The 26,012-nt window shown below is 45.0% G+C and carries 24 protein-coding genes; 14 read left to right on the top strand and 10 right to left on the bottom strand.

Annotation, left to right across the window (positions count from 1 at the left end):
- Positions 1-223: 223 nt before the first annotated feature.
- The 9 genes from HQK80_02710 to HQK80_02670 all read right to left on the bottom strand — a co-directional run bounded on the left by HQK80_02710 (position 224) and on the right by HQK80_02670 (position 10,589).
- On the bottom strand, positions 224-1,855 hold the full coding sequence (locus tag HQK80_02710) for an NAD(P)/FAD-dependent oxidoreductase (GenBank protein MBF0221132.1): 1,632 nt from the start codon (positions 1,853-1,855) through the stop codon (positions 224-226).
- 251 nt (positions 1,856-2,106) lie between these two features.
- The gene (locus HQK80_02705) at positions 2,107-2,964 is read right to left on the bottom strand and encodes an energy transducer TonB (GenBank protein ID MBF0221131.1); all 858 of its coding nucleotides are present in this window, start codon (positions 2,962-2,964) and stop codon (positions 2,107-2,109) included.
- Positions 2,961-3,344 (bottom strand): biopolymer transporter ExbD, encoded by a 384-nt coding sequence (locus tag HQK80_02700; GenBank protein MBF0221130.1) that lies wholly within the window; start codon positions 3,342-3,344, stop codon positions 2,961-2,963. The genes HQK80_02705 and HQK80_02700 overlap by 4 nt, the downstream gene beginning before the upstream one ends.
- Complete coding sequence (exbB, locus tag HQK80_02695) at positions 3,325-3,759, bottom strand: TonB-system energizer ExbB (protein ID MBF0221129.1); 435 nt, start codon at positions 3,757-3,759, stop codon at positions 3,325-3,327. Before exbB ends, HQK80_02700 begins: the two co-directional genes overlap by 20 nt.
- Before the next feature lie 54 nt (positions 3,760-3,813).
- Entirely contained in the window at positions 3,814-4,422 is a 609-nt protein-coding gene (locus HQK80_02690; protein ID MBF0221128.1) for a sulfite exporter TauE/SafE family protein, read from the bottom strand.
- Complete coding sequence (locus HQK80_02685) at positions 4,415-5,236, bottom strand: CoA activase (protein ID MBF0221127.1); 822 nt, start codon at positions 5,234-5,236, stop codon at positions 4,415-4,417. The genes HQK80_02690 and HQK80_02685 overlap by 8 nt, the downstream gene beginning before the upstream one ends.
- Complete coding sequence (locus HQK80_02680; GenBank protein MBF0221126.1) at positions 5,233-6,504, bottom strand: 2-hydroxyacyl-CoA dehydratase; 1,272 nt, start codon at positions 6,502-6,504, stop codon at positions 5,233-5,235. Before HQK80_02680 ends, HQK80_02685 begins: the two co-directional genes overlap by 4 nt.
- Entirely contained in the window at positions 6,494-7,660 is a 1,167-nt protein-coding gene (locus HQK80_02675; GenBank protein MBF0221125.1) for a 4Fe-4S binding protein, read from the bottom strand. The genes HQK80_02680 and HQK80_02675 overlap by 11 nt, the downstream gene beginning before the upstream one ends.
- A gap of 892 nt (positions 7,661-8,552) precedes the next feature.
- Positions 8,553-10,589 carry a TonB-dependent receptor gene (locus HQK80_02670; protein ID MBF0221124.1) on the bottom strand — a complete coding sequence of 679 codons (2,037 nt, stop codon included), beginning with the start codon at positions 10,587-10,589 and terminating at the stop codon, positions 8,553-8,555.
- Positions 10,590-10,864: 275 nt separating this feature from the next.
- Between HQK80_02670 and HQK80_02665 the strand changes: the two genes are divergently transcribed.
- From HQK80_02665 to HQK80_02640, 6 genes are all read left to right on the top strand, one after another.
- Complete coding sequence (locus HQK80_02665) at positions 10,865-11,347, top strand: MarR family transcriptional regulator (protein MBF0221123.1); 483 nt, start codon at positions 10,865-10,867, stop codon at positions 11,345-11,347.
- Positions 11,348-11,511: 164 nt separating this feature from the next.
- Positions 11,512-12,819, top strand: coding sequence for a pyridoxal phosphate-dependent aminotransferase (locus HQK80_02660; GenBank protein ID MBF0221122.1), 1,308 nt, complete (start codon positions 11,512-11,514; stop codon positions 12,817-12,819).
- 39 nt (positions 12,820-12,858) lie between these two features.
- Positions 12,859-14,382, top strand: a complete 1,524-nt coding sequence (locus HQK80_02655; protein ID MBF0221121.1) for a serine hydrolase — start codon at positions 12,859-12,861, stop codon at positions 14,380-14,382.
- A gap of 74 nt (positions 14,383-14,456) precedes the next feature.
- On the top strand, positions 14,457-15,761 hold the full coding sequence (gene ablA / locus HQK80_02650) for a lysine 2,3-aminomutase (protein ID MBF0221120.1): 1,305 nt from the start codon (positions 14,457-14,459) through the stop codon (positions 15,759-15,761).
- A 7-nt stretch (positions 15,762-15,768) separates the two neighbouring features.
- Complete coding sequence (gene ablB, locus HQK80_02645; protein ID MBF0221119.1) at positions 15,769-16,620, top strand: putative beta-lysine N-acetyltransferase; 852 nt, start codon at positions 15,769-15,771, stop codon at positions 16,618-16,620.
- Positions 16,621-16,736: 116 nt separating this feature from the next.
- Positions 16,737-17,594, top strand: coding sequence for a YitT family protein (locus HQK80_02640; GenBank protein MBF0221118.1), 858 nt, complete (start codon positions 16,737-16,739; stop codon positions 17,592-17,594).
- A 29-nt stretch (positions 17,595-17,623) separates the two neighbouring features.
- Here the strand turns inward: HQK80_02640 and HQK80_02635 are convergent, their stop codons facing one another.
- A complete protein-coding gene (locus HQK80_02635; protein MBF0221117.1) occupies positions 17,624-18,973 on the bottom strand; it encodes a sigma-54-dependent Fis family transcriptional regulator in 1,350 nt (449 codons plus the stop codon).
- A 442-nt stretch (positions 18,974-19,415) separates the two neighbouring features.
- Between HQK80_02635 and speA the strand changes: the two genes are divergently transcribed.
- The 8 genes from speA to HQK80_02595 all read left to right on the top strand — a co-directional run bounded on the left by speA (position 19,416) and on the right by HQK80_02595 (position 25,889).
- Complete coding sequence (gene speA, locus HQK80_02630; GenBank protein MBF0221116.1) at positions 19,416-21,329, top strand: biosynthetic arginine decarboxylase; 1,914 nt, start codon at positions 19,416-19,418, stop codon at positions 21,327-21,329.
- Positions 21,330-21,362: 33 nt separating this feature from the next.
- A complete protein-coding gene (locus tag HQK80_02625; GenBank protein MBF0221115.1) occupies positions 21,363-22,562 on the top strand; it encodes a saccharopine dehydrogenase family protein in 1,200 nt (399 codons plus the stop codon).
- Complete coding sequence (gene nspC / locus HQK80_02620) at positions 22,562-23,713, top strand: carboxynorspermidine decarboxylase (GenBank protein ID MBF0221114.1); 1,152 nt, start codon at positions 22,562-22,564, stop codon at positions 23,711-23,713. The genes HQK80_02625 and nspC overlap by 1 nt, the downstream gene beginning before the upstream one ends.
- Before the next feature lie 3 nt (positions 23,714-23,716).
- The gene (gene speB / locus HQK80_02615; GenBank protein MBF0221113.1) at positions 23,717-24,619 is read left to right on the top strand and encodes an agmatinase; all 903 of its coding nucleotides are present in this window, start codon (positions 23,717-23,719) and stop codon (positions 24,617-24,619) included.
- Positions 24,620-24,661: 42 nt separating this feature from the next.
- Positions 24,662-24,886, top strand: coding sequence for a hypothetical protein (locus HQK80_02610; GenBank protein MBF0221112.1), 225 nt, complete (start codon positions 24,662-24,664; stop codon positions 24,884-24,886).
- A 76-nt stretch (positions 24,887-24,962) separates the two neighbouring features.
- Entirely contained in the window at positions 24,963-25,250 is a 288-nt protein-coding gene (locus tag HQK80_02605) for a hypothetical protein (GenBank protein ID MBF0221111.1), read from the top strand.
- A 141-nt stretch (positions 25,251-25,391) separates the two neighbouring features.
- Positions 25,392-25,625 (top strand): hypothetical protein, encoded by a 234-nt coding sequence (locus HQK80_02600; GenBank protein ID MBF0221110.1) that lies wholly within the window; start codon positions 25,392-25,394, stop codon positions 25,623-25,625.
- 87 nt (positions 25,626-25,712) lie between these two features.
- Positions 25,713-25,889 (top strand): hypothetical protein, encoded by a 177-nt coding sequence (locus tag HQK80_02595; GenBank protein MBF0221109.1) that lies wholly within the window; start codon positions 25,713-25,715, stop codon positions 25,887-25,889.
- The last annotated feature ends 123 nt before the right edge of the window (positions 25,890-26,012 follow it).

Genomic DNA, 26,012 nt, shown 5'->3' with positions numbered 1-26,012 from the left:
GTCTGTGGTACCCGCAATTTATTGCGGCCTGAATTTGCTCTTTTCACTTTTTTTAGCCTTCTTGTCGGCCTTTTTTTCCTTCATACTTTTGGCCGGTTCCTTCTTAACTGCTTTTTTTGTGTCCTGGGCTTTGCTCATAGTTAGTTCTCCTGATAGTTGTATTTAGCGGTACTGCACGGCTTGGTCTTGGTTTGTGTTGGCTTCGGTGCTGCGTTTGTAACTGTTACCCTGCCTTATTTTTCGAGGAAGCTGATTGCATCAAGCTTAACGATACTGCCTCGGCAACCTTGATACCATCGACTGCAGAGGAGAGGATGCCGCCGGCATAGCCTGCCCCTTCGCCTGTGGGATATAGCCCACCGATATTGATGCTTTGCAGGTCGGTGTGGCCTCTTATGATGCTCACCGGTGATGAGGTGCGAGTTTCCACCCCGGTCAGAACCGCATCTGGCAGGTCAAAGCCTTCAATTTTTTTAGCAAAGACTGGCAGGGCTTCGCGTATCGCTTCCACTGCGTAGTCTGGTAAGGCCTTGTTCAAATCGCTTAAATGAACTCCGGGAGTATATGAGGGGCGCACTGAACCGAATTCGGTAGAAGGTCTGTTGGCCAGGAAATCACCAACCAACTGTCCAGGTGCCTGGTAGTTGCTACCTCCAAGTTTGAAGGCCTGTGACTCCCAGAAACGCTGAAAGTACATACCGGCCAAAGGGCCTTCAGGGTAGTCGGTCGGTGAAACGCCAACCACGATTCCGCTGTTGGCATTGCGCTCTTTACGTGAATATTGACTCATGCCATTGGTAACGACTCGACCTTCCTCGGAGGTTGCGGCGACAACTGTACCGCCGGGGCACATGCAGAAACTGTACACTGATCGTCCGTTGCTGGCGTGATGAACCAGTTTGTAGTCGGCAGCGCCAAGCAGTGGATGGTTGGCGTTTGCGCCATGACGACTTTTGTCAATAAGTGACTGGGGGTGCTCGATACGAAAACCAATGGAGAATGGTTTGGCCTCCAGATGCACACCCCGCCGGTGCAGCATCTCAAAGGTGTCACGGGCACTGTGGCCGATAGCGACGATAAGATGACTGGTGGTGATTTGCTCGCCATTTGCCAAGATGACGCTGCGCACCTGGCCGTTGTCTATCTCGATATCGTCTACTCGGCACTGGAACCGAATCTCTCCCCCCAGGGTTTGGATGGTAGTGCGCATTTTTTCGACCATACTGGCCAGGCGGTATGTGCCGATGTGCGGTTTGCTGACATAAAGAATTTCCGGAGGTGCCCCGGCGTTGACAAACTCCTTTAGTACTTTTCGGCCATAATGTTTTGGGTCCTTGATCTGGGTGTGAAGCTTTCCATCAGAGAATGTGCCGGCCCCACCTTCGCCAAATTGGACATTGGATTCCGGGTCAAGGATGCCTTTTCGCCAAAAACCGAAGGTGTCCTTGGTGCGTTCCTTGACTGTCTTGCCACGTTCCAGAATTAATGGCCGGAAGCCAGCCTGGGCGAGGATCAGCCCGGCAAAAAGACCTGAGGGTCCCATGCCGATAATAACCGGTCTCTCCTGTAGACTTTTTTGAGGGGCGCGGGCCACAAAATGGTAGGTAGTATCGGGTGCGGTCTTGATGTGTGTGGAATTTTTGAAACGCGCCAAAACGTTGAGCTCTGCGGTCAATGAAACATCAAGGGTGTAGGTAAACATGATGGCACTCTTTTTTCGTGCGTCAAGGCCGCGACGGGCGATTGTGTAGTCAATAAGCTCGGTTGCCGGTATGGCGAGTCGCGAGATGATTGCCGCCTTGATATCTGACTCGCTATGGTCGATGGGCAGCTTGATTTCAGTAAGTCTAAGCATGAGAGGATCGGGTTATCTGTTCAGCACTGGAGTTGAGGGAGTCATCTGTTCTGTACCTCAAGCTGATGTTCAGAAGGGAAAAGGATATAGCGCACAGCGCCTACTAAATCATGAAAAATCACCACAGTAAACACTAACAAAATCAGCATGGGCGTGTCATTAAAAAAAATGATTTGAGGCCGATTAAAGGGGGGCTGATAGCTGGAATCTAGACTCAATTAGACAATTATCTCGTCAGGCAAAGACCGCATTCAACTTAAGCGATATACTACAGGTATGACCAGCTTGGCTGCGATTGGAGGGATAGGGAACGGGGCGGCCTTTTTAATGGTGTTAACAGCATTTTTATCAAGTGCTTTGAAGCCTGAACTTTCAACAATACCTATATCTTTTACGGTACCATCTTTACAGATAATAAATTCAAGCACTACCTTTCCTTCCCAACCCATTCGGCGGGCAGTGCGGGGATAGTTTACAAGTTGCTGAATGCTTTGTTGAATATGCTTGAACTGGGTTTTAGTATAAGCAGAAACAGTGTCTGTGGTCTGTTTGTTTTTTAGTTTCCCAGCTGCTGGGGCTGGGAATGTATGGGTGGTTTTCCTCATTATTTTTTCATTCGTTGCGGGCGCGAGGCTAGGCTGAGGAGTGTGAACAGTTTGCTGCGGCGCCTCTTCCGTAATGGTTGGTGCCGAGGGCGGGAGCACTTCTGGAATGAGTTCAGGTATAGATTTTGGTACAGTCTTTACTGAACTAGGTTTTTTTTGTTTGATAGCGGCAACTATGGGTTTTGAAGCTGGAATGGGTATGGGGGGGACAAACACCTCTTTTTGCTTTACAGAAATAGGCTTTGGGGTTTTTGGGGCAACAACGACAGCCTTCTTCTGTGCTTTTAACTCTTTCGGCGCTGGTATAATTTCTTGTGCGGTTGTTTTTGTAACGTAATTTTCTAGAATAGTAAAATCTACCACCATTAGCTCAGGGGCTGGTTTGATGGTTGAAGTTGTGACAATAAGCCCTGCAATAATAAGAAAGTGAACAAGAATGGATATGGCAAAACTTTTTCCCTGATTCATTGCTAGTATACCGATGTTTCTATTAACAATACTCATGAACCGGCCTCTTCTGTTTGTAAACTTACTTTCCTGAAGTTTAGGCCTTTTACGGAATCCATGACTTGCACAAAAAGTTGTAACTCGATGGACTTGTCTGCTCTTATTAAAATCGGGGTAGAACGATCCAAAGGACTTAAAAGTCCATTTAATTTGTTTAGTTTTGCTGGTTTGCCTTCCACGTAAAGAGTTCCACTCTTATCTATTTCAATAATGACTCCTTCTGTGACAGCATTCTCACTGTTAACCGCTTTGGGAAGCTGTACTGGAATAGCGCCTGTCGCGATAAAGGTTGAAGTAGTCAAGACGATGGTCAAAAGGACCAGCATGACATCAACAAGGGGGATAATGTTTATGCTCTCAAAGCCGCTTTCTTCCATCGCTAATCTCCCATTCGGTTAGCAAAACCTTGCACTTTCTGAGTAGTAAATTGTAAATGGTGACTGCCGGGATAGCCACGAGGAGGCCAACTGCTGTGACCTTTAAAGCCAGCGCTAAACCAATCATTATTTTTCCGGAATCCATTAAGCCATTTTGGCCCATGGAGTAAAATGTGAGCATAATGCCCAAAACTGTGCCAAGTAGACCAATATATGGTGCATTGCTGCCAATTGTGGCGATAATATGCATTTTGGCAGTTAAGGTAAGTTCCAGGCTTCGACGGTCATCGAACTCATCAGTTTTTATTTTCCGAAAGAGAAGAAAGCGTTCGATGCCGATCGCCACAGCAATAATACTCATCAGAATAAGCAAACCTATTATGCCGTAGTCGATTGTATATTTGAGCCATTCCACTTTGCGTGCTCCTTGTTTGAGGTGAGGGTGTTGGGATGCCCTCTCATTTATGATTTATGCAAAAATAATAGTAAGCCCCATACTGACCATTATCAGCATAGCTAGGCCTTCAATGTATTTCATTTGTTTGCCCAATTTTTGCCGAATTGCGGATGAGACAAACGCTACTCCTCCACCAGCAATAATCAATGGCGAGAGAATGAGGCCAAGGCCATAAACCAGGCCATACAACACGCCCTGTGTAACAGAACCCCGTTGTGCGGCCAGGGTAAAAATAGCAGCTAACGGTGGGCAGGGCATGAGGCTCGAACCAATACCCAGGGCTAACATTGAGACATTTTTTGCCTTCGTTGGGCATTTTTTCTGACATCTATTTCGGTTCACAAAGGGCATAGAGAGGCCTGCTCCGATAATAATAAGGCCCATAATTGTTGAACTTGTCTGGCCAAAATTAATACTATGTCCTATAAAGGCAGCAACCCCACCGAGAGTGGCGTACACAAAAAGTTTGCCAGACATAAAACAAATAGAGTTTATGATGCCGGCATTGAAGCCTGTTCCGGTACCCATGAGATATGGGGCCAGATACGGTAAGCAGCTTAAACTGCATACTGTAAGGCCATAGGCCATACCTAAGACAAAAAGGCCCGCAGGATCAGGCATTGATTGCCTCGCCGTTATGATCATAATGCCAGGCATCCAGAGCAATTAAAGCGGCACCAAAGGCGGTAGTAATCTGCGGCATATCCGGCACAACCATTTCCCGCATCAACTCATTTTCCAAAGCCTCGACTAAACCTTGATTTAATGCCGGTCCACCGTCAAAAAATACCATATCATCAATGCCAAGGCGTTTGGCAAGACGAGCAACTCTTTTGGCAATTGAATAGTGGATTCCCGCAATCAATTCAGCTTTTCCGTGGCCGTTGGCCAATAAGCTGATGATTTCCGACTCGGCAAAAACTGTACAGGTTGAGTTTATTGTTAAGGGTGCTCCAGTAGCATTCTTGTGAGTCTGGCCTAGCTCAGTCACATCCATTTCCAGGTTTCTGGCCGTCATTTCTAGAAAACGACCTGTTCCGGCGGCACACTTGTCATTCATGGTGAAATTTTCCACATGACCATCTTCATCTAAGCGAATGACTTTCAGGTCCTGACCACCAATATTGATTATGGTCCGAACCTTGCCATTTTTTTGGCCCATCTTCCAGGCCCCGGCGGCATTTGCGCTTATTTCGCTGATTGTATCGTCAGCATCTTTAAACAGTTTGCGGCCATATCCGGTTGAAAATGTACAGGCAACTTCTTGACGTTTTATAGTATGTTTTGTGAGTAGTGCTTCAAATGCAGTCATAGCATTTAGGTGAAAATGACTACCGGTTGGAGTCGTTGTGTCACCAACAATTGAACTTTGCTCATTGATCAGGACAATTTTTATTGTGGTTGAACCGATATCGATTCCGGCAAAATAATTCATCGTTTTTTTCTCTTTCGGGCTTTGATTGATTCAATGAAGGCCTCAATTCTAGTGGAGAGTTGGCCGACATCCTCCGGGCTATAATCGGTCTCCAAATACAGTACTGGGACAGCGTCTTTGGTCATGGCCTCGTTTACTTGGCGCTGTTCCATTTCGTAAGGAATACAGCCGGAAAAGGATTGATAGACAACGCCGTCAACATCATAGGAGTCAGACATGTCGCTCAATTTTCGGAGCCTGTCGGTATTGTTTGTCAGGCAAGGGCAGGTGCACGGTTTCAGGTAACGATCAGCCAAGGCTGGGATGATATCATTAAGGTTGTCTTCATCGTACGAAACCGTATCATAAAGTATGCGGTTGGATGAACAAACCTCGTCGGCAACAATTATGGCCCCAGCCTGCTCGACTAACAAAGGAACTTTAAGATTTGGAAAAATTGGCGGGGAACCGGTGAACAAGATGCGCGGCGCTTGTTTGGTTGCGGCCCTGAATCCATTTTTTTGACGCACTTCGAGCTCAGAGATCAATGTCGATGTCGCTTTTTGCCAGCGCTCAAGATCATCAAAAAAATAAGCATTGGTAACTAAAAAAATATCTTTACCTAAAATCAAGGCTGGAGCGGCCTTTCTTAATTCATACAGTCTTCTGAATAAACTGGCAGCATGGCTCGTTTTGGCAATTGCCTCTTTGATTTTTTTCGTCGTGATTTTTGTGCCGGTAATTTGTTGAAGGTCCAGAGTGAACTGTTTAACCGACTCCTGCCAGTAAAATCGTGAGGCATCACTCTCTTTGCTACTGGGCATTTCCAGGGGGTAAACTCTGTAGCCAAGTGAAGCAAGCAGTTCAGCCGATTTCTTCTTTTGGTCACAGGTCGTTGGGATGACCACAGTCTTTAGGGCATCTCCCCAGATGCTCTGATTTACGTGCAGCATGCCGGCAGTCGCTTTAATTAAGGGGCATGATTTTGTCGGCATGAAATCGGCGCCCACCTGATCGTAGGCATATGCTCCGCTGCATAATCGTATGGGCCTGGCCCCGGCGGCAATAATCAACTCCTCCGGGACTTGAACACACATGGTGCCAATTAAAGGAAGGCCAGTTTCCGGAACATGGTTTTCAGAATAGGTGTTTTTAAAAAGCTCATAAAAATAATCCATCGCCAAAGGGTTGTCTGGAAATTCAGTTATGCGGCGCATGCATTCCTGTGTCTCCATGGCCAGGTGCAATCCGGTGGTTTTTTGCATCCGGGCAAAGCGGTTACTTTCCATGTTTTTTCTCCCGGCGTTTAAAAAAACCATCCTGGGTGGATTGATAGACTGGAACGCCCAGAAAGGCCGCCTCAAGGCAGCCTTCTTCCGGGCAAACCTCCACACATTTCAGACACATCATACAATCATCCTTAACAATATTTTTATTTGTCAAATCATCGGCAATTGCCCGGATGCCGACATCACAAGCCCTGTAACAGTTGCCGCAGCGGGTGCACTTGGCGCCATTTTTATTTAAACGTAAAAGGCTGGCCTTTGAGAAGATAAAGTGAAAGGCACTCATTGGGCAAAACAGGCAGAAGAAGCGCTTCTTGACAAAGGCGCCAGCAAAGAAGATTCCGGTAATTATCATGCCAAGGGATGTGAAAACCATTTTTGTTTTTGAACTGAAATCAATGGCCAGTTGGCTGAAATCACCTGTGAATAGTGGCAGCACGGTACGTCCTGGACATATCATACAAAAAGGAATGCCAAAATCGTGATTGAGTTTTGGTAGGCCAAAAAAGGAGTTTCCCATGCCCATGGGGATAAGAATTAAGAGGGCGAGCAGAAAATATTTTATGGTGCTTAGCCGTTTGAAAGCCCTTTCAGAATACGTGCTGTAGCGTATGGAACAACGTCTTCTAAGACCGGTCAGCCAATCCTGAACCGTGCCCAATGGGCAGACAAAACCACACCATGCCTTGTTGAAAAGGATGAAAAAACCAAAAAAAGTGGCAAGGCCAACTAAGATTCCGATACCGCGTCCGGTGAACATACTGGCAAAAGGTGTTGCCATCTGGTGCTGAAAGCCCATCAAATAGCATGACCCACCTCTTTTATCGGCAAAAATGCAGGCAAAGGTGGGTAGTTGGTCACCGATATTGATGGCCAGATAGCCGCCATAGACCAAGAGACCAAAAGCGGCAAACTGGAAATACCAGCGGAAGCGGCTCAGGTCGGCATTGTTTAGAGTTTTGCGAAAATTAGCCAAGGGAGATGCCCTTATATGGTTTTTTTCGCCGTTCTCGATAGCTGTATATTCCAATTCCAGAGAAGGCCAGGGCGAATGAGCCCAGGCCAAGACCAAAGGCGTATGAGTTATAATCTGCCGCCGCAGGCGAGTATTTCCATGGGAAAGTGGCGCTGTATCGTATCTGTTGGTAAGGCTGGCCATTGTACTGGCCAATCTCATTTTTGCTATACGTTGCAGTTACGGTAAAACGGCTTTGCTGGCTGCGTTTAAATGTTGCCCAGTCACTTGGGTAGTAGTCTCGAATTAACTGAATTTTGGAAATGCCGTTTTTATCGGTTTGCCCTGAGAGTGACCACTGTTTTTCGGTGGTTACGGTAAGGTTGGCTCCTTCGACAGGAACCCCTGAGGAGGTGACGAGCAGTTCAAGCTCATCTCCGGAGCGCAGGTCTGCATGGAAATTACCATCCCATAGGCCGTTAATGACTATTTCTAAGGGAACTTGAGCAAGGGCATGGGCACTTTTTCTACTTTCATTGTTCCGATACTCATGTCCCCAGCCACAGCTATGATGAATGGAGAGCCATTTCGCTGATTGGATTACTAGAACACCATCGTTGACCTGCTTGTCAATCACGTAGATATTGTTGGCGCCATGGAGCCGGTCATCGGCCATTGGTGTTTTTAAGGTAACCGTTGGTTGTGGCCCATATTGGATCTTAAGCGGATTGCTGGAGCCATCCGGGTGCAGTGCGTAGGCCTCAGCCTGGGGCGAAAGTGCTGAGGTGTTTAAGTAATATGTCCGAACTGGGGTTGGCCGGTGTTCCGATTCAAACCGTTGAGCTTTTTGTGGTCGTCTCCCGGTGGTTTCGCCTCCCCTGCTTTTTTTTGCAGCTGGCTGAGGCGTTCCATGCAATTCGCAGGCTGGGTCGGTAGTTGCCGAGGTTTCTACTGGAGAAACGCTCAGCCAAAGTTCATCAGTAATTGTGGCATGAATATTCAATGGAATAAGACACAAGCCAAGGACTGACGCACAGACAACTGGAAAGATGTTTAGCTGCTCTCTGGTTCTATTTTCATGAGATGGACGAATCATTTATTCGCCCCATTTATAGGAAATTCCAGCAAAAAGAGATAGTGGAGCACCTGAGTAGAAGGTTGGTGCACCGCTGGATTCACTGACATAGGTCGCATATGTCTGATTAGTCAGATTCTTAAGGTGAGTCCATGCCGACCATTGCTCTCTATTATAGGTGGCACGCAAGTTAAACAGGGTAGGGCGGCTATATTCAAAAAGGTTGGCATCGTCATGGTATTGGGTGGAAATCTCATCCATCTCCAGTTCAAACTCGAGGCAATCCATGGGCAGTACAGCCAGCCGAATATTTAAATGATGTTTAGGAGAGCGAGGAACTGTATTGCCATTGTATTGTGGTGATGCCGGGGAGTAGTTGTCGTATTTGTTGCGAGCATATGAATACGCCATTGTCAGTTTAACCATGTCAATGGGGGCATATACGGCAGAGGCTTCAAAACCCCTTTGTGATGTTTTCCCTGCATTTATATACGGGTCACTCCAACCTGATCCTGATGAAACAATTTTATCGGTTATCTCCATTGAGTAGATGGCAAAATCCAGTCCGAGTTTGTTTTGGAAAAGTGCGCTTCGTATGCCAAATTCGTAATTGTCGGCCTTTTCAGGAGTTAAATTGGCATTGGCGCCAGTTGAGGTGAAGAGTTGACTGGTGGTAGGAACAACAAATCCTTTGGAGTACGAGAGATAACTGTTTAAGCGTGCAGTGAAGTCATAGGTAAGGCCAAGTTTTGGACTAAACTGGTCGAACTCCTTTTCTCCATTGTTGGAGTTGTTCAACATATCTTCGAAGTCGTATTTTACTGAATCATAACGACCGCCAGCAGTAAATTTCAACGTGTCAATGGGAGTGACTTGTATCTGGAGAAATGGAGCGTACATGGTGGTGGTAATGTCATCGGAGCTATTCTTGCTCCCTGTGGTAAAGGAGGTGTATTTGTTAAGGGCCGCGTCCTTGGTGTAATAAATGTCATAGGAGACAAAATCGACACTGCTGCGCTCGGTATCCAGACCAGTGACGATTTTACTTGCCAGCGCCGTGAACTCACGGCTGTAAAGGAACTGCAGGTTGGCAGCCTTGTCATCATTTTGATTATATCGGCCCTGATATTTCCCAGTATTGGCTCCAAAGGTGAGGAGTCGAATGCCGTATGTTGGTCGGGACTCGGAGTCGATATCCTTGAGAGAAAGTGTCGTCTTAAATTCAGCTTGCTCTAAAAAGTAGCTATAGGATATGGTCGGGGCAATTTTGTCGGTTTTAGACATGGAAAGATCATGGTAACTGTGCTGCCAATTTCCCTCAAATTCGCTTTTTGTAAGAGTGCTGGGGCTTTGATTATCTTTTTTTAGATAGTCAACTTTAAAGGTCATCAGGGACTCAGAGATAGGAACCTGGAGTTTGATTGAAGCAGATTTCTTTTCAAGGTTGTTGTTATCTCGCCAGCCTTCATTATCAATATAGTTCAAATCGATGTTGAAACTGGCCTTCTCGCCACTGCCACTGCCAGATATCCCGCTGCGCCACGCCTCGCCCCTGCCGTATTCACTCCAAACTTTAAGCTGTGGTTTAGCTGAGGGATCCTTACTGATTATATTGATTACGCCACCAATGGCATTACTGCCGTAAAGAGCGGATGCGGGCCCCTTGATAACCTCAACCCGGGAGATATTGTCACTGTTAATTTCGGCAAATTGACCGCTGCTGCCGGAGCCATAATTGCTGACCGGGATGCCGTCTAGAAGGACGATGGTGTAGGGATTGGTGAAATGGGTTGCAACTCTTATGGATGTAATCTCAGAATCACCACCAAAATCATGACTGTATATACCGGGTATTCGAGTTAAAATATCACTGGGATTCCGGTATTTAATTTTTTCAACTTCGGTTTTATCTAGAACATTTATTGTTACCGGCGCCTCTTTCAGCTTTTCTTCCACCCTGGAAGCGGTGACTACCACCTGATCTAATTCTTGACTGATATCTGAGGCTGCGACCGGGCTTACAGTTGCTAAAACTGCTAGTATTGGAACTAGTTTCACGAACTCCCCCTTTTTACATTTTGTCTGATTGGCATGTGCCACATTGTGGCTCTTAGAAATCGATTCTATAGCAGTAATGAAACTGTTTGAGAATGTGGCAAATTGTCGCATTGCCGAGAAATATAGCTGAAATTCTATTTGAGTAGCAGGTCGGCTACTCCTTGATTTTTCAAGTTATTCTTAGTATGTGATGATTTATTGGTGCAAATATTAATTTCCTAAGAGATCGCTTAATGTCAGAACGGCCCGACCACCCTAAGTTGCCCGACCATCAAATGGTCTCAGATGATCCACGGTTTCAACGTTTTCAGGCAATTCTAAAAGACTTGCGGATTATATTTCGTGCAAGTCAGGCCCACGCCAAGTGGGTTGAAAAAGAGTGTGGATTGAGTTCGGCACAGCTTTGGATGATGTGGGAACTTTTCAAAACACCTGGGCTAAAGGTTTCTGAGCTTGCAATCATCCTATCCATCCATCCCTCAACCTGCAGTAACATGCTAGATAAACTCCAAAACAAAGAACTGGTTCGCCGAGATCGGAATAATCCCCAAGATCAAAGGGTTGTTGAACTGTTTCTTACTGAAACGGGAACCCAGCTATTAGCTGGCGCGCCTCGACCAGCTCAAGGGGTTCTTGCTGATGTTTTGCTCCGTTTGCCCGATGAGACGCTCGGCCAACTCGAAGAAGGACTCACAGAGTTTGTTAAGGCCTTGAAAAAACAAAATGAGGACGATGGGTTCACGCCTATCGGGTCGTAGTCATTCTACCTAGTTTTTCATCTTTCCCCCCATTGTTCCTGTAAGTTCATTTCGCTGACAAGATGGTCGTGCCATTGCACTGATCAACTCTTTGTGTTATCGTGATAAACATTTATTCCACAAAACTATATTCTGTAAAATTAAATCCAAAGAAATTAGTTGTCATGCGTAAAGACATTGTGCACATCGGTGCCGACAAAATGCACTATGAGGTCTTAAGCATTGTTGAGCTGGCCAGAGAGTTGAATGCCTTGGGGCTTGATATCTACTGGGAGAATATCGGTGACCCGATTTCCAAAGGGCTGTCCTTGCCTTCCTGGTTTAAAGAGATTGTCTCTAATTCCCTGCAAAGTGACGAATTATACGGGTATAGCCCGACCAAAGGACTATATCAGACACGTAAATTCTGGGCTGACATCTCCCTGCGTAACAACGGTAAGTATATCTCCCCAGACGACATCATCTTCTTTAATGGGCTGGGGGATGCAATCAATAAAATTTTCGGATTTTTGAAAAGAACAGCACGGGTGTTGGTTCCAAGTCCGGGGTATATGACGTATGCATCTGGAGAGGCTGCTCACGCTGGGGCTTTACCGGTCAGCTATTATTTGCACCCTCAAAATGGCTGGTGCCCTGATGTCGCAGATATTGAAACCAGGATACGCTATAACCCCTCCGTAGTGGCCATTTTGATTGTGAATCCGGACAACCCAACAGGCTTTGTCTATCCGGAAAAAATCCTCAGAGAAATTGTCATTCTCGCGCGTAAATATAATCTGTTTGTCATTGTCGATGAAGTGTATGAGAATATCGTTTTCAACGATCAGGTCCCATGTTCGCTCGGGAAATACATTGGAGATGTCCCAGGGATAGCACTGAAAAGTATGTCCAAAGAAATGCCCTGGCCGGGGGCTCGCTGTGGTTGGATGGAGGTCTACAATAGAGAAAAAGATACAGGCTTCGATGCCTATATCAACTCTATTGTTAATGCGAAAATGCTGGAGGTTTGCTCTACTACTTTACCCCAAAAAGTTTTGCCAATTCTCATGGCGCACCCCGGTTACAAATCTTTTCTGCAAGAACGGGTACAGAAATATCAGGAACGGGCAAACATCGCTTACAAAATGTTTTGTGGTGAGGAAGGACTCATCGTCAACCCCAGCAATGGAGCTTTTTATTTCACGGTAGTTTTCCAGACAAACTATTTGTCTGAAGATCAAACCCTGCCAGTTCCCAACAATCTGGTCAGCAATAAAATTGCACAGCTTGTCGATGCTCCAATGATGGCACTAGACAAGCGTTTTTCACTCTATCTTCTGGGTAACACTGGTATCTGCGTTGTTCCACTGTCTTCCTTTAATACAGAGTTGCAGGGGCTTCGCATGACTCTTCTTGAAGAGGACGATAAACGCTTCTTATGGACGGTCACCAGCATAAGAGACTCGTTACGCAATTACCTGGGCACCATGTAACTTAATCTTATGCGACATTGTCCTCGGAAAATTAACCTGATGCCTGCCCAATTTGTGCTGGTGATTTACCTATGTAGTTTGGGACTGTTCTGCCAATACTCCAAAGCGCAGGCAAGCAGCACTGGTCGCTATGATATTGTGTATTTCGAGGACAGTAATCTTGATGCTGCGCTGGACTTCAAAGAAAAGCTTGAGACGATGCTTGGCCCGGAAGTAACCAAATCTTTGAAAATAGTCCGTACAAGAAACAGATACGGTGTTGTGTATGATCGAAGCGGGACTCCTTTATCCTCAGCACGCCTTGTTGTGCACCATAACAGTATTTTAGAAAAAGTTGGCATGCAGGGTACGGCGGTGGCGATCGGTGCCGGACAATATTCTGACCTCTACAATGTCAGCTATGGTCTAGGGGTTAACCTTGTAAGCCTGAAGCACCGATATGAAATGATTTATCGTTATTTGGGGCAGGATGTTGGTAAAGACCTGTTCATCGAAAAAACACGCCATGATAATTACATTCTTGTCTATCGCCGCTTAGGAGATAGACAATCGACACTCCGAGTTGCCAATAGGCATGATAACTTACTGAAACGAAAGGGAGTTGCTGCATCGATTGCCCTTTCGCAAAACAATGAAATTGTTTTTGGAGAATCAAGTTATCTGGATATGGAAGACAAGCCGGTTCCCCGTGCAAGTTTTACAGCCACTAAAGCTTCGCCGACAGTTCCCAAACATAAAACGAGTAAAACAGCAAAAAGGTTTACGGGCAAGACCGACGACTCCGCCACCTTGCTGGAGAAAAAAATAGAGAAGTATATCAAGGAGTTACGCAGAAAAAATAAAATTACATCCGATGAACGAACTGCCTGGTTGGCCTACGACCTGACCACAGGACGCAATCTTATAGACATTAACATACATACACCTTTGCAAGCGGCGAGCATGATGAAGCCATTTGTGGCCCTGGCTTTTTTCCTTAAGGAGAAAGAGGGGGCATTGATATATGGTCCGAAAAGTCGGCAAAAAATGGAGGCCATGATTCAACGCAGTGACAACAAGGCGACAAACTGGCTGATGCGTCATATCGGCGGCCCAAAAGCGGTTGAAGATACGCTCAAGAAACAGTATCCAAACATCTTTCAATCTATAAAAATAGTCGAATATATCCCCGCTAATGGCGGAACATACCGAAACAAAGTGGCGCCTCGTGAATATGGTATGTTTCTGGCGGCGCTCTGGAACAAAAAACTGTCATCGGGAAAAGAAATTCGTCGACTAATGGCCCTACCCAACAGGGACCGCATCTACCATGGTACGCCTCTTCCCAGGGGGACGCTGGTTTTCGACAAAACCGGAACAACAGCCAAACTTTGTGGCGATATGGGCATATTGGTACCTAAAGGCCGAGATGGTCGCCGCTATCCGTATATTATTGTGGGGATCATCGAAAAACAGAAAAGGGCGAGAAACTATGGCCATTGGATGGCTTCTCGAGGCAACATCATTCGTAACGTATCAAGCCTAGTCTACAGTAGCCTAAAAGAAGAATACAGCCTGCTGTAGAGTAAATATTAATGAAACTAAAGAATTAGTTATGGCAACCTGCTTGTCAACTATTCATAAAAAGAAGGAACTTTATGGAAATGCTTAGCACACAGCAACAAGATATATTTAACGAGATTGGCTTTGATTCGGTCGGCAAATGGAAAGATTGGCAGTGGCAGATCAAACACTGCATCAAGGATGTGGATACCTTTGAAAGACTCCTGGACATTGAGCTTTCAGAGGATTTACGTCGTGATTTTCGGACGATTGTCAATAAATTCCCGATGTCCATAACACCTTATTATCTTTCCCTTATAAAAACTGATGACGTAGAGAAAGACCCAATCTTCAAGCAGAGTTTTCCGGTGATCAACGAACTTGAGATTCAAGATACCGATATGGTTGACCCTCTGCATGAAGATGCAGATAGTCCTGTCCCCGGGCTCACGCACAGATATCCGGATCGGGTGCTGCTGCTGGTCAGTAACATGTGTTCCATGTACTGCAGACATTGTACAAGAAAACGCCAAGTCGGAGACCGGGACACCATACCTGGAAAAGATCAAATTATGAAAGGAATTGAATATATTCGGCAAACGCCTCAAATAAGAGATGTTCTCTTGAGTGGAGGCGATCCGTTTCTTTTGTCAACCGATTATCTGGATTGGATTCTTACTGAATTAAAGATGATTGACCACGTGGAAGTGGTTCGAATTGGAACACGGACGCCTGTTGTTCTTCCATATCGAATCACAGACCGATTAGTTGCAATGTTGAAAAAACATAGTCCGATCTGGATTAATACCCATTTCAATCATCCCCGTGAACTGACAACCTCATCGAAAGAATCTTTGAAAAAGTTGGCGGACGCTGGTATCCCACTTGGCAATCAAACTGTCCTCTTGTCGGGTGTTAATGATTGTTCAAGAATTATGCGTTCGCTATTTCACAAACTTGTCGCAAACCGCGTGAGGCCATACTATTTGTATCAATGCGATCTCTCGGAGGGGCTTAATCACTTCAGAACGCCGGTTGGTAAAGGTATTGAAATCCTCGAGAGTCTTATCGGTCATACAAGCGGATTTTGTGTTCCAACCTATGTAATTGATGCACCAGGTGGAGGTGGCAAGATCCCCGTGATGCCAAATTATCTAATCTCCTGGTCTACCAATAAAGTTGTTTTGCGAAATTATGAAGGCGTGATCACAACCTACAAAGAACCGGACTCTTATGAACCCACATTTTGTAAAAGAAATTGCGATGAGTGTGACTTGCAACTTTCTCTTGAGGATGCAGATGAAACCCGTTCTTTAGGAATTGAGAAACTACTGGCTGACAGCAATAATATGATTGCCCTGGTTCCCAAAAATAATTCGCGTCATGGCCGAAGAGGATAACAACAATATGTCCAAACAACCACCAGATAAGGTAAAAGAACTTCCCGATGGTTCAATTATCCAGCATGGGCCTCTCAATGATCGCATCTATTTAATGAAGGTTGGCAACAGTCTGCCCCGGTCGCTGCCTTCAGATTTGGTAAAAATGGCAGAACGTCATGAATACTCAAAGATATTTGTGAAGATTCCTGCTGATTATTCTAAACAATTTGTACGTGAAGGGTATATCGAAGAAGCTTCAATTCCCCGATTCTTTAATGGTGCAATCGCCGGTGTTTTTATGGGGTATTACCTTGATGAAGAACGTGCTTCAGAGCCTGATGCAGCAGATATCAAGAAAATACTTCGCCTTGCCTTTAATAAATCTGGCAGTACCAACGAATCGTTGGATAAAGAGTTGTTCAGATTGCATCGATGTAAAGAAGAGGATGTTGAAATAATGGCAACAATTTACAAAAAGGTTTTCCAAACCTACCCCTTTCCAATCCATGACCCCCTGTTTCTTAAAGACAGCATGCAGAGTAATGTCGATTATTTTGGGATTGAAAAAAATGGGCGGCTTATTGCTCTTTCTTCTGCTGAAATTGATGTGACATCCCAAAACGTTGAAATGACTGATTTCGCAACACTGCCAAAGTGGCGTGGCAATAGCCTCGGGGTACATCTCCTTCTTCGAATGGAAAAAGAGATGAAAAAAAAGGGGATCAGAACGGCCTATACAATTGCAAGAGCGAAATCCGCCGGAATTAACATAACTTTCTCCAAGCTCGGCTATGAGTTAGGGGGGAGACTCAAAAATAATACCAATATCTCAGGCAACATCGAAAGCATGAATATCTGGCACAAAACTATCTGCTAAATTCTTCCTTGTATCATTATCTGTTTCGCTATTTTTATTATTGTGTAATCTGACCGAAACAATCCTATCTTCAGACAACAAAACAACAGTAAAAGGTCTCAATTCGGTATTCTGCAATGATTCAAAAAGGTTTCACGTATTCAATCCACTGGAATATTCTACAGATTATTGTTGGTTCAATTATTACAGCGTTCGCCCTTAAATCAATTGCCCTTCCGCATCACTTTGTCCCTGGAGGTCTTTTTGGTGCTGCATCGCTGCTTTTTTTCACTACAGGTTTCGGTAGTATTTCCGGGTTATATCTGTTGTTTAATATTCCGATGTTTATAATTGCCTGGCGAACTATCAGCAGGCGTTTTCTCTGGTACAGCGTGTCGTCCATGCTGATTTTCACTTTGGCATATATGTCAATCGAGCTTGAACTACAGATAAAAGACCAGCTCTATGCAGCTGTTGCCTGTGGCTTATTATCCGGCCTTGGTGTGGGGATTGTTCTGCGGTCGCTTGGCTCTAACGGTGGACTCGATGTTGTTGCTGTTTGGATGTTTCAGAACTTCAATATCGGCATCGGTAAATTTTATTTTGTATTTAACACGCTGCTTTACCTTTGCAGCCTTATCTACCTCGATATCGACCTTGTTATGGCCTCAATAATCATGACCTTTGTTGCCTCAGCAGTAATGGAGCAAACACTTGCCATGTTCAGTCAGCGAAAGGTTGTTTTTATCGTGTCTGATCTTTGCGAGAGCATTTCTGAAGAGATTCAAGAAAAGTTAAAAATAGGCGGGACCCTCTTGAACGGGTGGGGCATATACTCGAAAGCACCGCGCTCTGTCTTGATGACGGTGATCAATAACATTCAACTCAAGCGACTCGAAGAGGCGGTATTTACCATTGACGAGAACGCTCTCTTTATCGTTGAAAATACCTTTTCAGTTTTAGGAAAAAGTTTCTCAAAAAGAAAAATATATTAGCAGATCTCTCAACTTTTGGCAGTTAGCTGTCAGTGTGTTTTGAATGCTTCTTTGTGCAATCCGTGCCGCAGCATCAACTTGTGAAGCTGCCTTGTTGTAATGCCTGAAGCCTCAGCGCTTTTGTTGATTTTTCCCATGTTTTTTTCGAGTATTTCTTTGAGATAGCGCCGCTCAATCTCTTCCACGCCTCTCTTTCTGACTTCAGTCAAGGGCAGCATGGTGTCTATTTTGGCCAGGGAAAGGGCGTCCTGCTCCATAAACAGTTCGGCCGGGAAGCTATCGGGCATGAGGACAGAGGATTTTTCGAGAATGTAGGCTCTCTCCATTACGTTTTCGAGTTCACGGATGTTTCCCGGCCATGAGTAGTTAAGAAAAGCGGTAATTACCTGGGAGTGGATATCGAAGATGTTTTTTGTTTGAAATTTGTTGAGCCGTTCCAGAAACACCTCAATCAAGAGCGGAATGTCTTCCTTCCGATCTCGGAGAGGAGGAAGCTCTATCGGAAAAACATTGAGTCGATAGTACAGATCATTTCTGAATTTTTGCTCATCACAGAGTTGCTTGAGTTCAACGTTGGTTGCGGCAATGATTCGGATATTTGCCTCAATGGAATCTTCCCCTCCAACACGCTGGAATGTGCTATCTTGTAAAACCTGGAGCAGTTTGATCTGGGCGGCCGGTGTGATTGTGCCAATCTCGTCGAGGAAGATGGTTCCACCTTCTGCTATCTCAAATTTTCCGAGTTTACGCCGAATTGCCCCGGTAAAGGCACCTTTTTCATGGCCAAAAAGTTCACTCTCTAAAAGAGTGTCGGGGATAGCGCCACAATGGACATTGATAAACTGTTCGTTTTTTCTGTTGCTCAATTTGTGGATAATTTTTGCTAGTACCCCCTTGCCGGTTCCTGTCTCGCCGGTTAAAAGCACGGTACTTTTTGTGGAAGATACGGATTGGACGTTATTGAAAACCTGCTGCATGGCTGCACAGCGTGTCTGGGAAAGAGTGATCGAGTCTTTGTCCCAGGTCTCTTCACGCAAATAATCAAGTTCAGATTGTACTTTTTGGGACTCATTAATACTCTTGACCACCAGGCGGATTTCGTCTGAAACAAGAGGGTAGGTGATATAATCGCTAACCCCTTGTTTGACAGCTTTCACAGCCTCCCTGAGCATTTTCTGGGAGGTCATTACGATAATTTCAACAGAGGGATAGAGTATCCAGAAGGATTGCAGTACGGCCTTATATCCACCGGAGGCGGCTGCCTGATTTAAAATCTTCATATCGATAAAAATCAAATCACACCGAGATCTCTTAATGATCTCGATTCCTTCGGCCAATGAAGAGGCTGGCGATAAAAGATTGCTGCCTTTTGCGCTCATCTCTCTGAATAGAGAAAATACTTCCGGATCTTTGCTGATCACCAGACTATTTTTCACACGAGCTCCTTTTTGCTGTTGGCCGGTGGCCAATATTTTTCTATAAAAAAGAACTTGTGGTTCCGTTTATCGTTAAACAAGAACCTGTAGTTCCTTTGTTCTATTTTATACTGTTTTATCAACTAATTACGACCATTAATTTTGATTAATTCCAAAATTAATGGGCATACGTCACAGGTATCGGAACTTCATGTTCCGATGTGTCTGTGAGGCTAACTGAAATATCTTATGATAACAGTATGTTATATGTGTGGCACCGACTTTGCTAGGTAGACCAACGTTCAGATAACATTTTACATGAGGGTAGGTTGTTATCCCTCGGTGTCATTATCCGAGTAATCTCAATTCCACTGAAGTCAGAAAGTGGATGGTACTGAATAACGCTATGACTAAAAAGAAAAAATGGACAGTTGAAGACGCAGCTAATCTTTACGGCATCGATAAATGGGGTGCTGGTTATTTTGCCGTGGATGAGTTTGGCGAGGTTGTGATCACTCCTTTGGGGAAAGACAATGGGGTGAAGATCAGTCTGTTTGAAATCGCAAGAGGTATTGAGGAGCGTGGACTTGCGATGCCTGTGCTTCTTCGAATTGAGAATATACTTGGCTCTCAGATAAAAAGGCTGCATGAGAGTTTTAACAAGGTCATTAAAGAGGTTGGTTATACAGGTAAATATAAAGGTGTTTTTCCCATTAAGGTTAATCAGCAGGAACAGGTTGTTGAGGCTATTACCCAGTTTGGCAGAGAGTATGATCATGGCCTTGAGGCCGGAAGCAAATCCGAGCTTATTGCCGCAATTTCAATGCTTGATAACCGTGATGCCTGCCTGATCTGTAATGGTTACAAAGATGAAGAGTTTATTGACCTGGGCCTTTATGCAACGAAAATGGGGCTGAAATGCTTCTTTGTCCTGGAGATGCCCGGCGAACTTGAAGTGATTCTGGAAAGGGCCAAAAAAATCGGTGTTCGTCCTCTGCTGGGACTTCGCATAAAATTATCGACGAAAGCAGAAGGGCAGTGGGCTGAATCTGGTGGTGAGGCGAGTGTTTTTGGTCTTACAATGAGCCAGGTTATTGATGTGATTGACCGCTTAAAAGAAGACGATAAACTTGACTGTCTCCAGTTGCAGCACTATCACATCGGGTCGCAGATTCCTAATATCCAAGATATTCGCGCCGGGGTTATTGAGGCATGCCGTATTTACGAAGAGCTCGTGAAAGAGGGTGCGGCGATGGGATTTCTTGACCTTGGTGGAGGACTTGCAGTTGACTATGATGGATCAAAAACAAACTATCATTCAAGTCGTAACTATTCAGTTGAAGAGTATTGTTGTGATATTGTCGAAACCATTGCCTCGGTTCTTGATAAGAACAATATCGCGCATCCAACAATTGTGACAGAGTCTGGACGCTTTACTGTAGCCTATTATTCGGTACTCCTTTTTAACGTCTTAGATGTTACGGAAGTTACCCCGCATCCAATTCCTGTGGATCTGCCGAAAACCACCTATGATCTGCTTGATAATCTCCTGTCGACCTACAACATGGTTTCGGCAAAAGATATCCAGGAATGTTACAACGATGCGTTTTTTTACAAAAGTCAGGCGCAGCAGCTTTTTAAGAACAGCCAGATTACTATGCGTGAGAAGGCAATTGCCGATGACCTTATCCGGCACATTCTGATAAAAATTACTAAGGTGGCTAGTGAGCTTGATTATGTCCCTGAAGAAATAGAACAAATTGAAAAACTTATTCCTGATATCTACTATGGGAATTTCAGTCTGTTTCAATCTCTACCTGATGTCTGGGCTATAGGCCAGCTGTTTCCGGTTACACCTATTCATCGCCTGGGCGAAGCCCCTACCCGGAGCGCCATAATCGCTGATATTACCTGCGACTGTGAGGGGAAAATAACAAAATTTCCATCACACCCTCATGCCAGGGAAACAATTCACTTACATGAACTGAGAAAAGGTGAAGAGTATTACCTGGGTGTTTTTCTTGTTGGTGCCTACCAGGAGACACTGGGCGACCTCCATAATCTGTTTGGTGATACTAACGTGGTTTCCATAAACATTCAAAGTGATGGCACGTATGACTTTGTGCGCGAACTTGAAGGCGATTCTGTCGAGGACGTGTTGTCGTACGTGGAATATGACGTGAAGGCGATCAAGAAACGAATGAAAGATTTTGCGGAGGATTCAATTCGTCAAAACTTTATTACCACAAAAGACCGCAAAACAATTCTCAGCTGTTTCAACGAGGGGTTACGCGGTTACACATATTTTGAAAAAGAGTAAAAAACTTTTTAACCGAGATCAAGGAGTATTTACATGTCACGAGTTTTAATAATTGGTGCAGGCGGTGTCGGGTCAGTTGTTACCCATAAATGTGCTCAGGTGCCAGAGGTTTTCAGTGAGATCTGCCTGGCAAGCCGCACTGTTTCCAAATGCGAACAGATTGCCAGCCAGATCAAGAGTCCAATACGCACCGAGCAGGTAGACGCTGATAACGTCCCTGAACTGGTCAGTCTGATAAAAGAGTTTGGCCCGCAACTGGTTGTTAATGTTGCGTTGCCATACCAGGATCTGCACATTATGGACGCCTGTCTTGAAACGGGAGTGGATTATCTGGATACGGCAAATTATGAGCCGCCAGATGAGGCGAAATTCTGCTACAAATGGCAGTGGGATTATCAGCAGCGCTTTCAGGATAGAGGTCTCATGGCACTTCTGGGCAGTGGTTTTGATCCTGGGGTGACAAATGTTTTTACGGCCTGGGCCAAGAAAAAACATTTTGACCAGATTCACACCTTAGACATTATTGATTGCAATGCTGGTGATCATGGTCAGCCATTTGCCACAAACTTTAATCCCGAAATTAATATCCGAGAAGTTACCCAACGCGGCAAGTTCTTTGAAAATGGTGTCTGGAAGGAGACTGAGCCACTGAGCCACTGCCAGACCTTTGATTTCCCTGAAGGAATTGGCCCTAAGAAAATATATCTTCTGTATCATGAAGAGCTGGAATCATTAGTCCGACATATCCCGGAAATCAAAAGGGGCCGTTTCTGGATGACTTTTTCTGATAACTACCTCAATCATCTCAATGTTCTTCAGGGAATTGGCATGACGGGTATTAAGCCCATCAACTACCAGGGGCAGGAGATCATACCGCTACAGTTCTTAAAGGCAGTGCTTCCTGATCCGAGTTCCCTCGGGCCGCTCACAAAGGGGCGAACCTGTATAGGCTGCCTGATCAAGGGCATAAAAGATGGCAAGGCAAAGAGCTACTATATCTATAATATCTGCGACCACGAGCAGTGCTATAAAGAGGTGAAGTCTCAGGCGGTTTCGTACACAACGGGCGTGCCGGCAATGATCGGGGCAATGATGATGCTTACCGGTAAGTGGAGAGGAGAGGGTGTCTTTAACATGGAGCAGTTTGATCCAGAGCCGTTTATGGAGAAACTTACTATCCATGGCCTGCCTTGGGTTGAGTACGAGGGCGACCTTGCAGGAGTAGATTTGTGATCGTAACTGACGACACCATCAATTTCGACTTGAACACGGTTCCTTCTCCCTGTTTTATTGTCGACCAGCAGGCGCTTGAGCGTAACCTGGCAGTGCTCGATCACGTGCAGCAAAAAACCAAAGCGAAAATTCTTTTGGCTTTAAAGGGTTTTGCCATGTTCAGTGTCTTTCCGATTTTGAACAAGACTCTGGCCGGAACGTGCGCCAGTTCGATTGATGAGGCCTTGCTGGGGAGACAGGAGTTTGGCGGTGAAGTCCATACCTTTTCACCTGCCTATACCGAAAAGACCTTAGCCGAAATTATGGAGGTCAGCGATCACCTAGTTTTTAACTCCATTGGTCAATGGCAGCGATTCAAAGACGTCTGTCTGGGGCATGTGCGCAAAGTTAAGTTTGGGTTGCGACTTAATCCTGAGCACTCTGAAACAAAAACAGCCCTCTATGATCCTTGCCGTCCCGAGTCGCGTCTTGGTATTCGGGCTGAGGAGATTGCCGGAGTTGACCTTAGCGGCATATCCGGGTTTCATTTCCATACCCTTTGCGAGCAGGATTCGTACGCCCTTGAACGAACCTTGCGCGCAGTTGAAAATAAATTTGGCCGCTATTTTCATGAAGTGGACTGGATCAATCTGGGCGGTGGTCATCATATAACCCGACCTGATTACAATGTGGAGCATCTCTGCTCCCTTGTTAGGGATTTGAGAGATAAATATAAGGTGGATGTATACCTGGAGCCGGGTGAGGCTGTGGCGCTTAACGCCGGTATCTTTGTGGCAACTGTGCTCGATATATTTAACAACGGAGCACGCATCGCAATTCTCGATGCCTCTGCTTCAACGCATCTTCCTGATGTTCTGGAAATGCCTTATCGGCCTCATATAATTGGTTCAGGAGAGCCTTTAGAAAAGCCAAATACCTATCGTCTAGGTGGCATTAGTTGTCTGGCCGGAGATATAATTGGTGATTATTCGTTTGATAGGCCTCTTGCTGTTGGGGACCGGCTGGTTTTTACGGATATGGCTCATTACAGTATGGTTAAAACAACAACGTTTAATGGTGTTCGACTGCCGACGATTGCCCTCTTTAATAATGGTGATCTGAAGGTGATTAGGGAGTTTGGTTATGATGATTTTAAGAACAGGCTTTCGTAGGCCATGACGACAATAACGAATTTTCATGGTGATGATGTCGCACCTTCGCCCCCTGAGGAGGCCCTTTTTCACGTCATTCCTGTCCCCTACGAGAAAACGACTTCGTATGGCCAGGGCACATCACTTGGACCACAGGCTATTCTTGATGCTTCCTGCCAACTTGAGCTGTTTGACGGGAAAAATATTCCGGCCAGCTTCGGCTTGTATACCGCCCCATCTGTGAACTGCAGCGGCTCTGAAACTAAAATCATGGAGCGTATTGCTGCACGGGTGGGTGACTGTGTTGCCCATGGGAAAATCCCTGTTGTTGTCGGGGGCGAGCATACGGTCACCCTTGGCAGTATACTCGGCCTTGAACACAGATATGCCAGTTACGGTGTTGTGCACTTTGATGCCCATGCCGATCTTCGAAACAGCTATCAGGGAAGTCAATACAGTCACGCATGTGTGATGAGACGAATACATGAGCGAAACATCCCGTTTTTCCAGTTCGGAACACGTAGTTATTGCCATGAAGAGCATATCTTTCGCAAAGACAATAAAATTCCCTACCTGGACGCTGAAGAGATCTTTAAAGGGGGCATTGAAGGTTTTGTGCTGCCCCCTGGTTTTCCGGATAAAATTTTTATAACCTTTGATATTGACGTGTTTGACCCTGCTTTAATGCCGGCGACAGGAACGCCGGTGCCGGGTGGATTGAATTGGTATCAGGCACTATGGCTAATCGAAAAGATCCTCGATGAGAGAATCTGCATAGGGTTTGATGTCGTTGAATTCGCCCCGATCCCGCAACTGCATGGTGCTGCCTTTACTGCCGCGCAATTGATTTATAATATAATGGGTTATGTGACTCGAAGTGAAGTTAATACTAAGCAGTACTTGTTAGGTGTTGGTCATACTTTTTAGTTTCCTTTTTAGTTTCTAAATAACTGCCAGGAGGCGCTAGTCATGGAAAAGAGAAGTAGGTCTTATGAAAATGAATCTCGATTTGCTCGCTGTGAAATCTGTTATGGCGAAATTCCAATTGAATTTTATTTTGGTAAGGGAGAGGTTGTGGTCTGCTCTGAGTGTGACACTGAATACATACTTGAAGAACGACACCCTCTGGTTTTGACAATGGTTGTGGATAGATATGATGATGAAAACTTTGAAGGGCTTGAGTACGATTATTAGAAGATGTGTGTTTGCTACAGATTAGCCAATTAATTAGTTGAGATTCACTTTATTGATTTTTTAGCGTGAATTTAAAATGACTACCATAGAACAGAAAAACATAGGTTTACAAGGAATTATTACTGTAGATGACTTTGATTCAACTGGGAATCCGGTTCGTTTTGTCCTTTTAACCGATGATGAGAATAAATATATCCTTGAACATGATACGAAAAACCCCGATATAGATTTTTCTAGATATGCCCGGAGTAAGGTTCATCTGACGGGCGCGGTTCGTTTTGGCCATAAACGCCGTGTTATAACTGTAAGTGAAGTGAAAGTTTTATTGTGTTCGGATGGCGCTCATTACAAAAGTATAGTATAGGGGTTGGTCAGTTTTGCTGTAAGCAGAAAATCTACCTCAGGCCTTTTTACGGATATGCCTATGTAGGAGACTTCTAAGGGTGGTAGGGACGTTAGTTATGAAAAAAAATAAGACCAAGCCGGTTTCAGGCCCAATAAAACCATGCTGGCTCATTCTAAAGTTTTCCCGAATGTTGATTTATATACGGCCTCACTGTATCACGCAATGGGCATACCTGTTGATTTGTTTACCCCCATTTTTGCTATAAGTAGAACAGTAGGCTGGACAGCACATATTCTTGAACAATGGAGCAACAACCGGCTGATCAGACCACGAGCCAATTATGTCGGGTCGGCACCGGTTGACTATGTTCCTATTGAAACACGCACGCGCTAACAGGTGTCAGTATGGTGCCGAATATAGTGATTACTAAACAGAGCACTACCTTTGATAATGGTTGTGCCGCTCGAGAGTGAGGTGAAAATGCATAAGTGGCAAAAACAAGATAGATCGACAGTTGTACTTTGTGATCAGTGCTCCAAAAAAGAGTACAAAGTTCTTGATATTAGAGAGCAGTGGAAAAAAAAGGAGTTGGAGCAGGAGTACTGCTGCGAACTGTGCGGTGTTAAACAATTTATCTCACGGACTTCCTCTGAGTAACAAATTACTTTCCTTCCTGAAAAAAAAGAATAGAGCATGAAGTATGGTCTCGAGACTTTTCATTGGTATACGCAAGAGTCATTCGAGGCCATGCTACTATTTTTAACGGTACTGCTAACGATT

The sequence above is a fragment of the Desulfobulbaceae bacterium genome (assembly GCA_015231515.1).
Classification (GTDB): Bacteria; Desulfobacterota; Desulfobulbia; order Desulfobulbales; family VMSU01; genus JADGBM01.
This window is presented reverse-complemented; position numbering and strand designations above follow the sequence as displayed.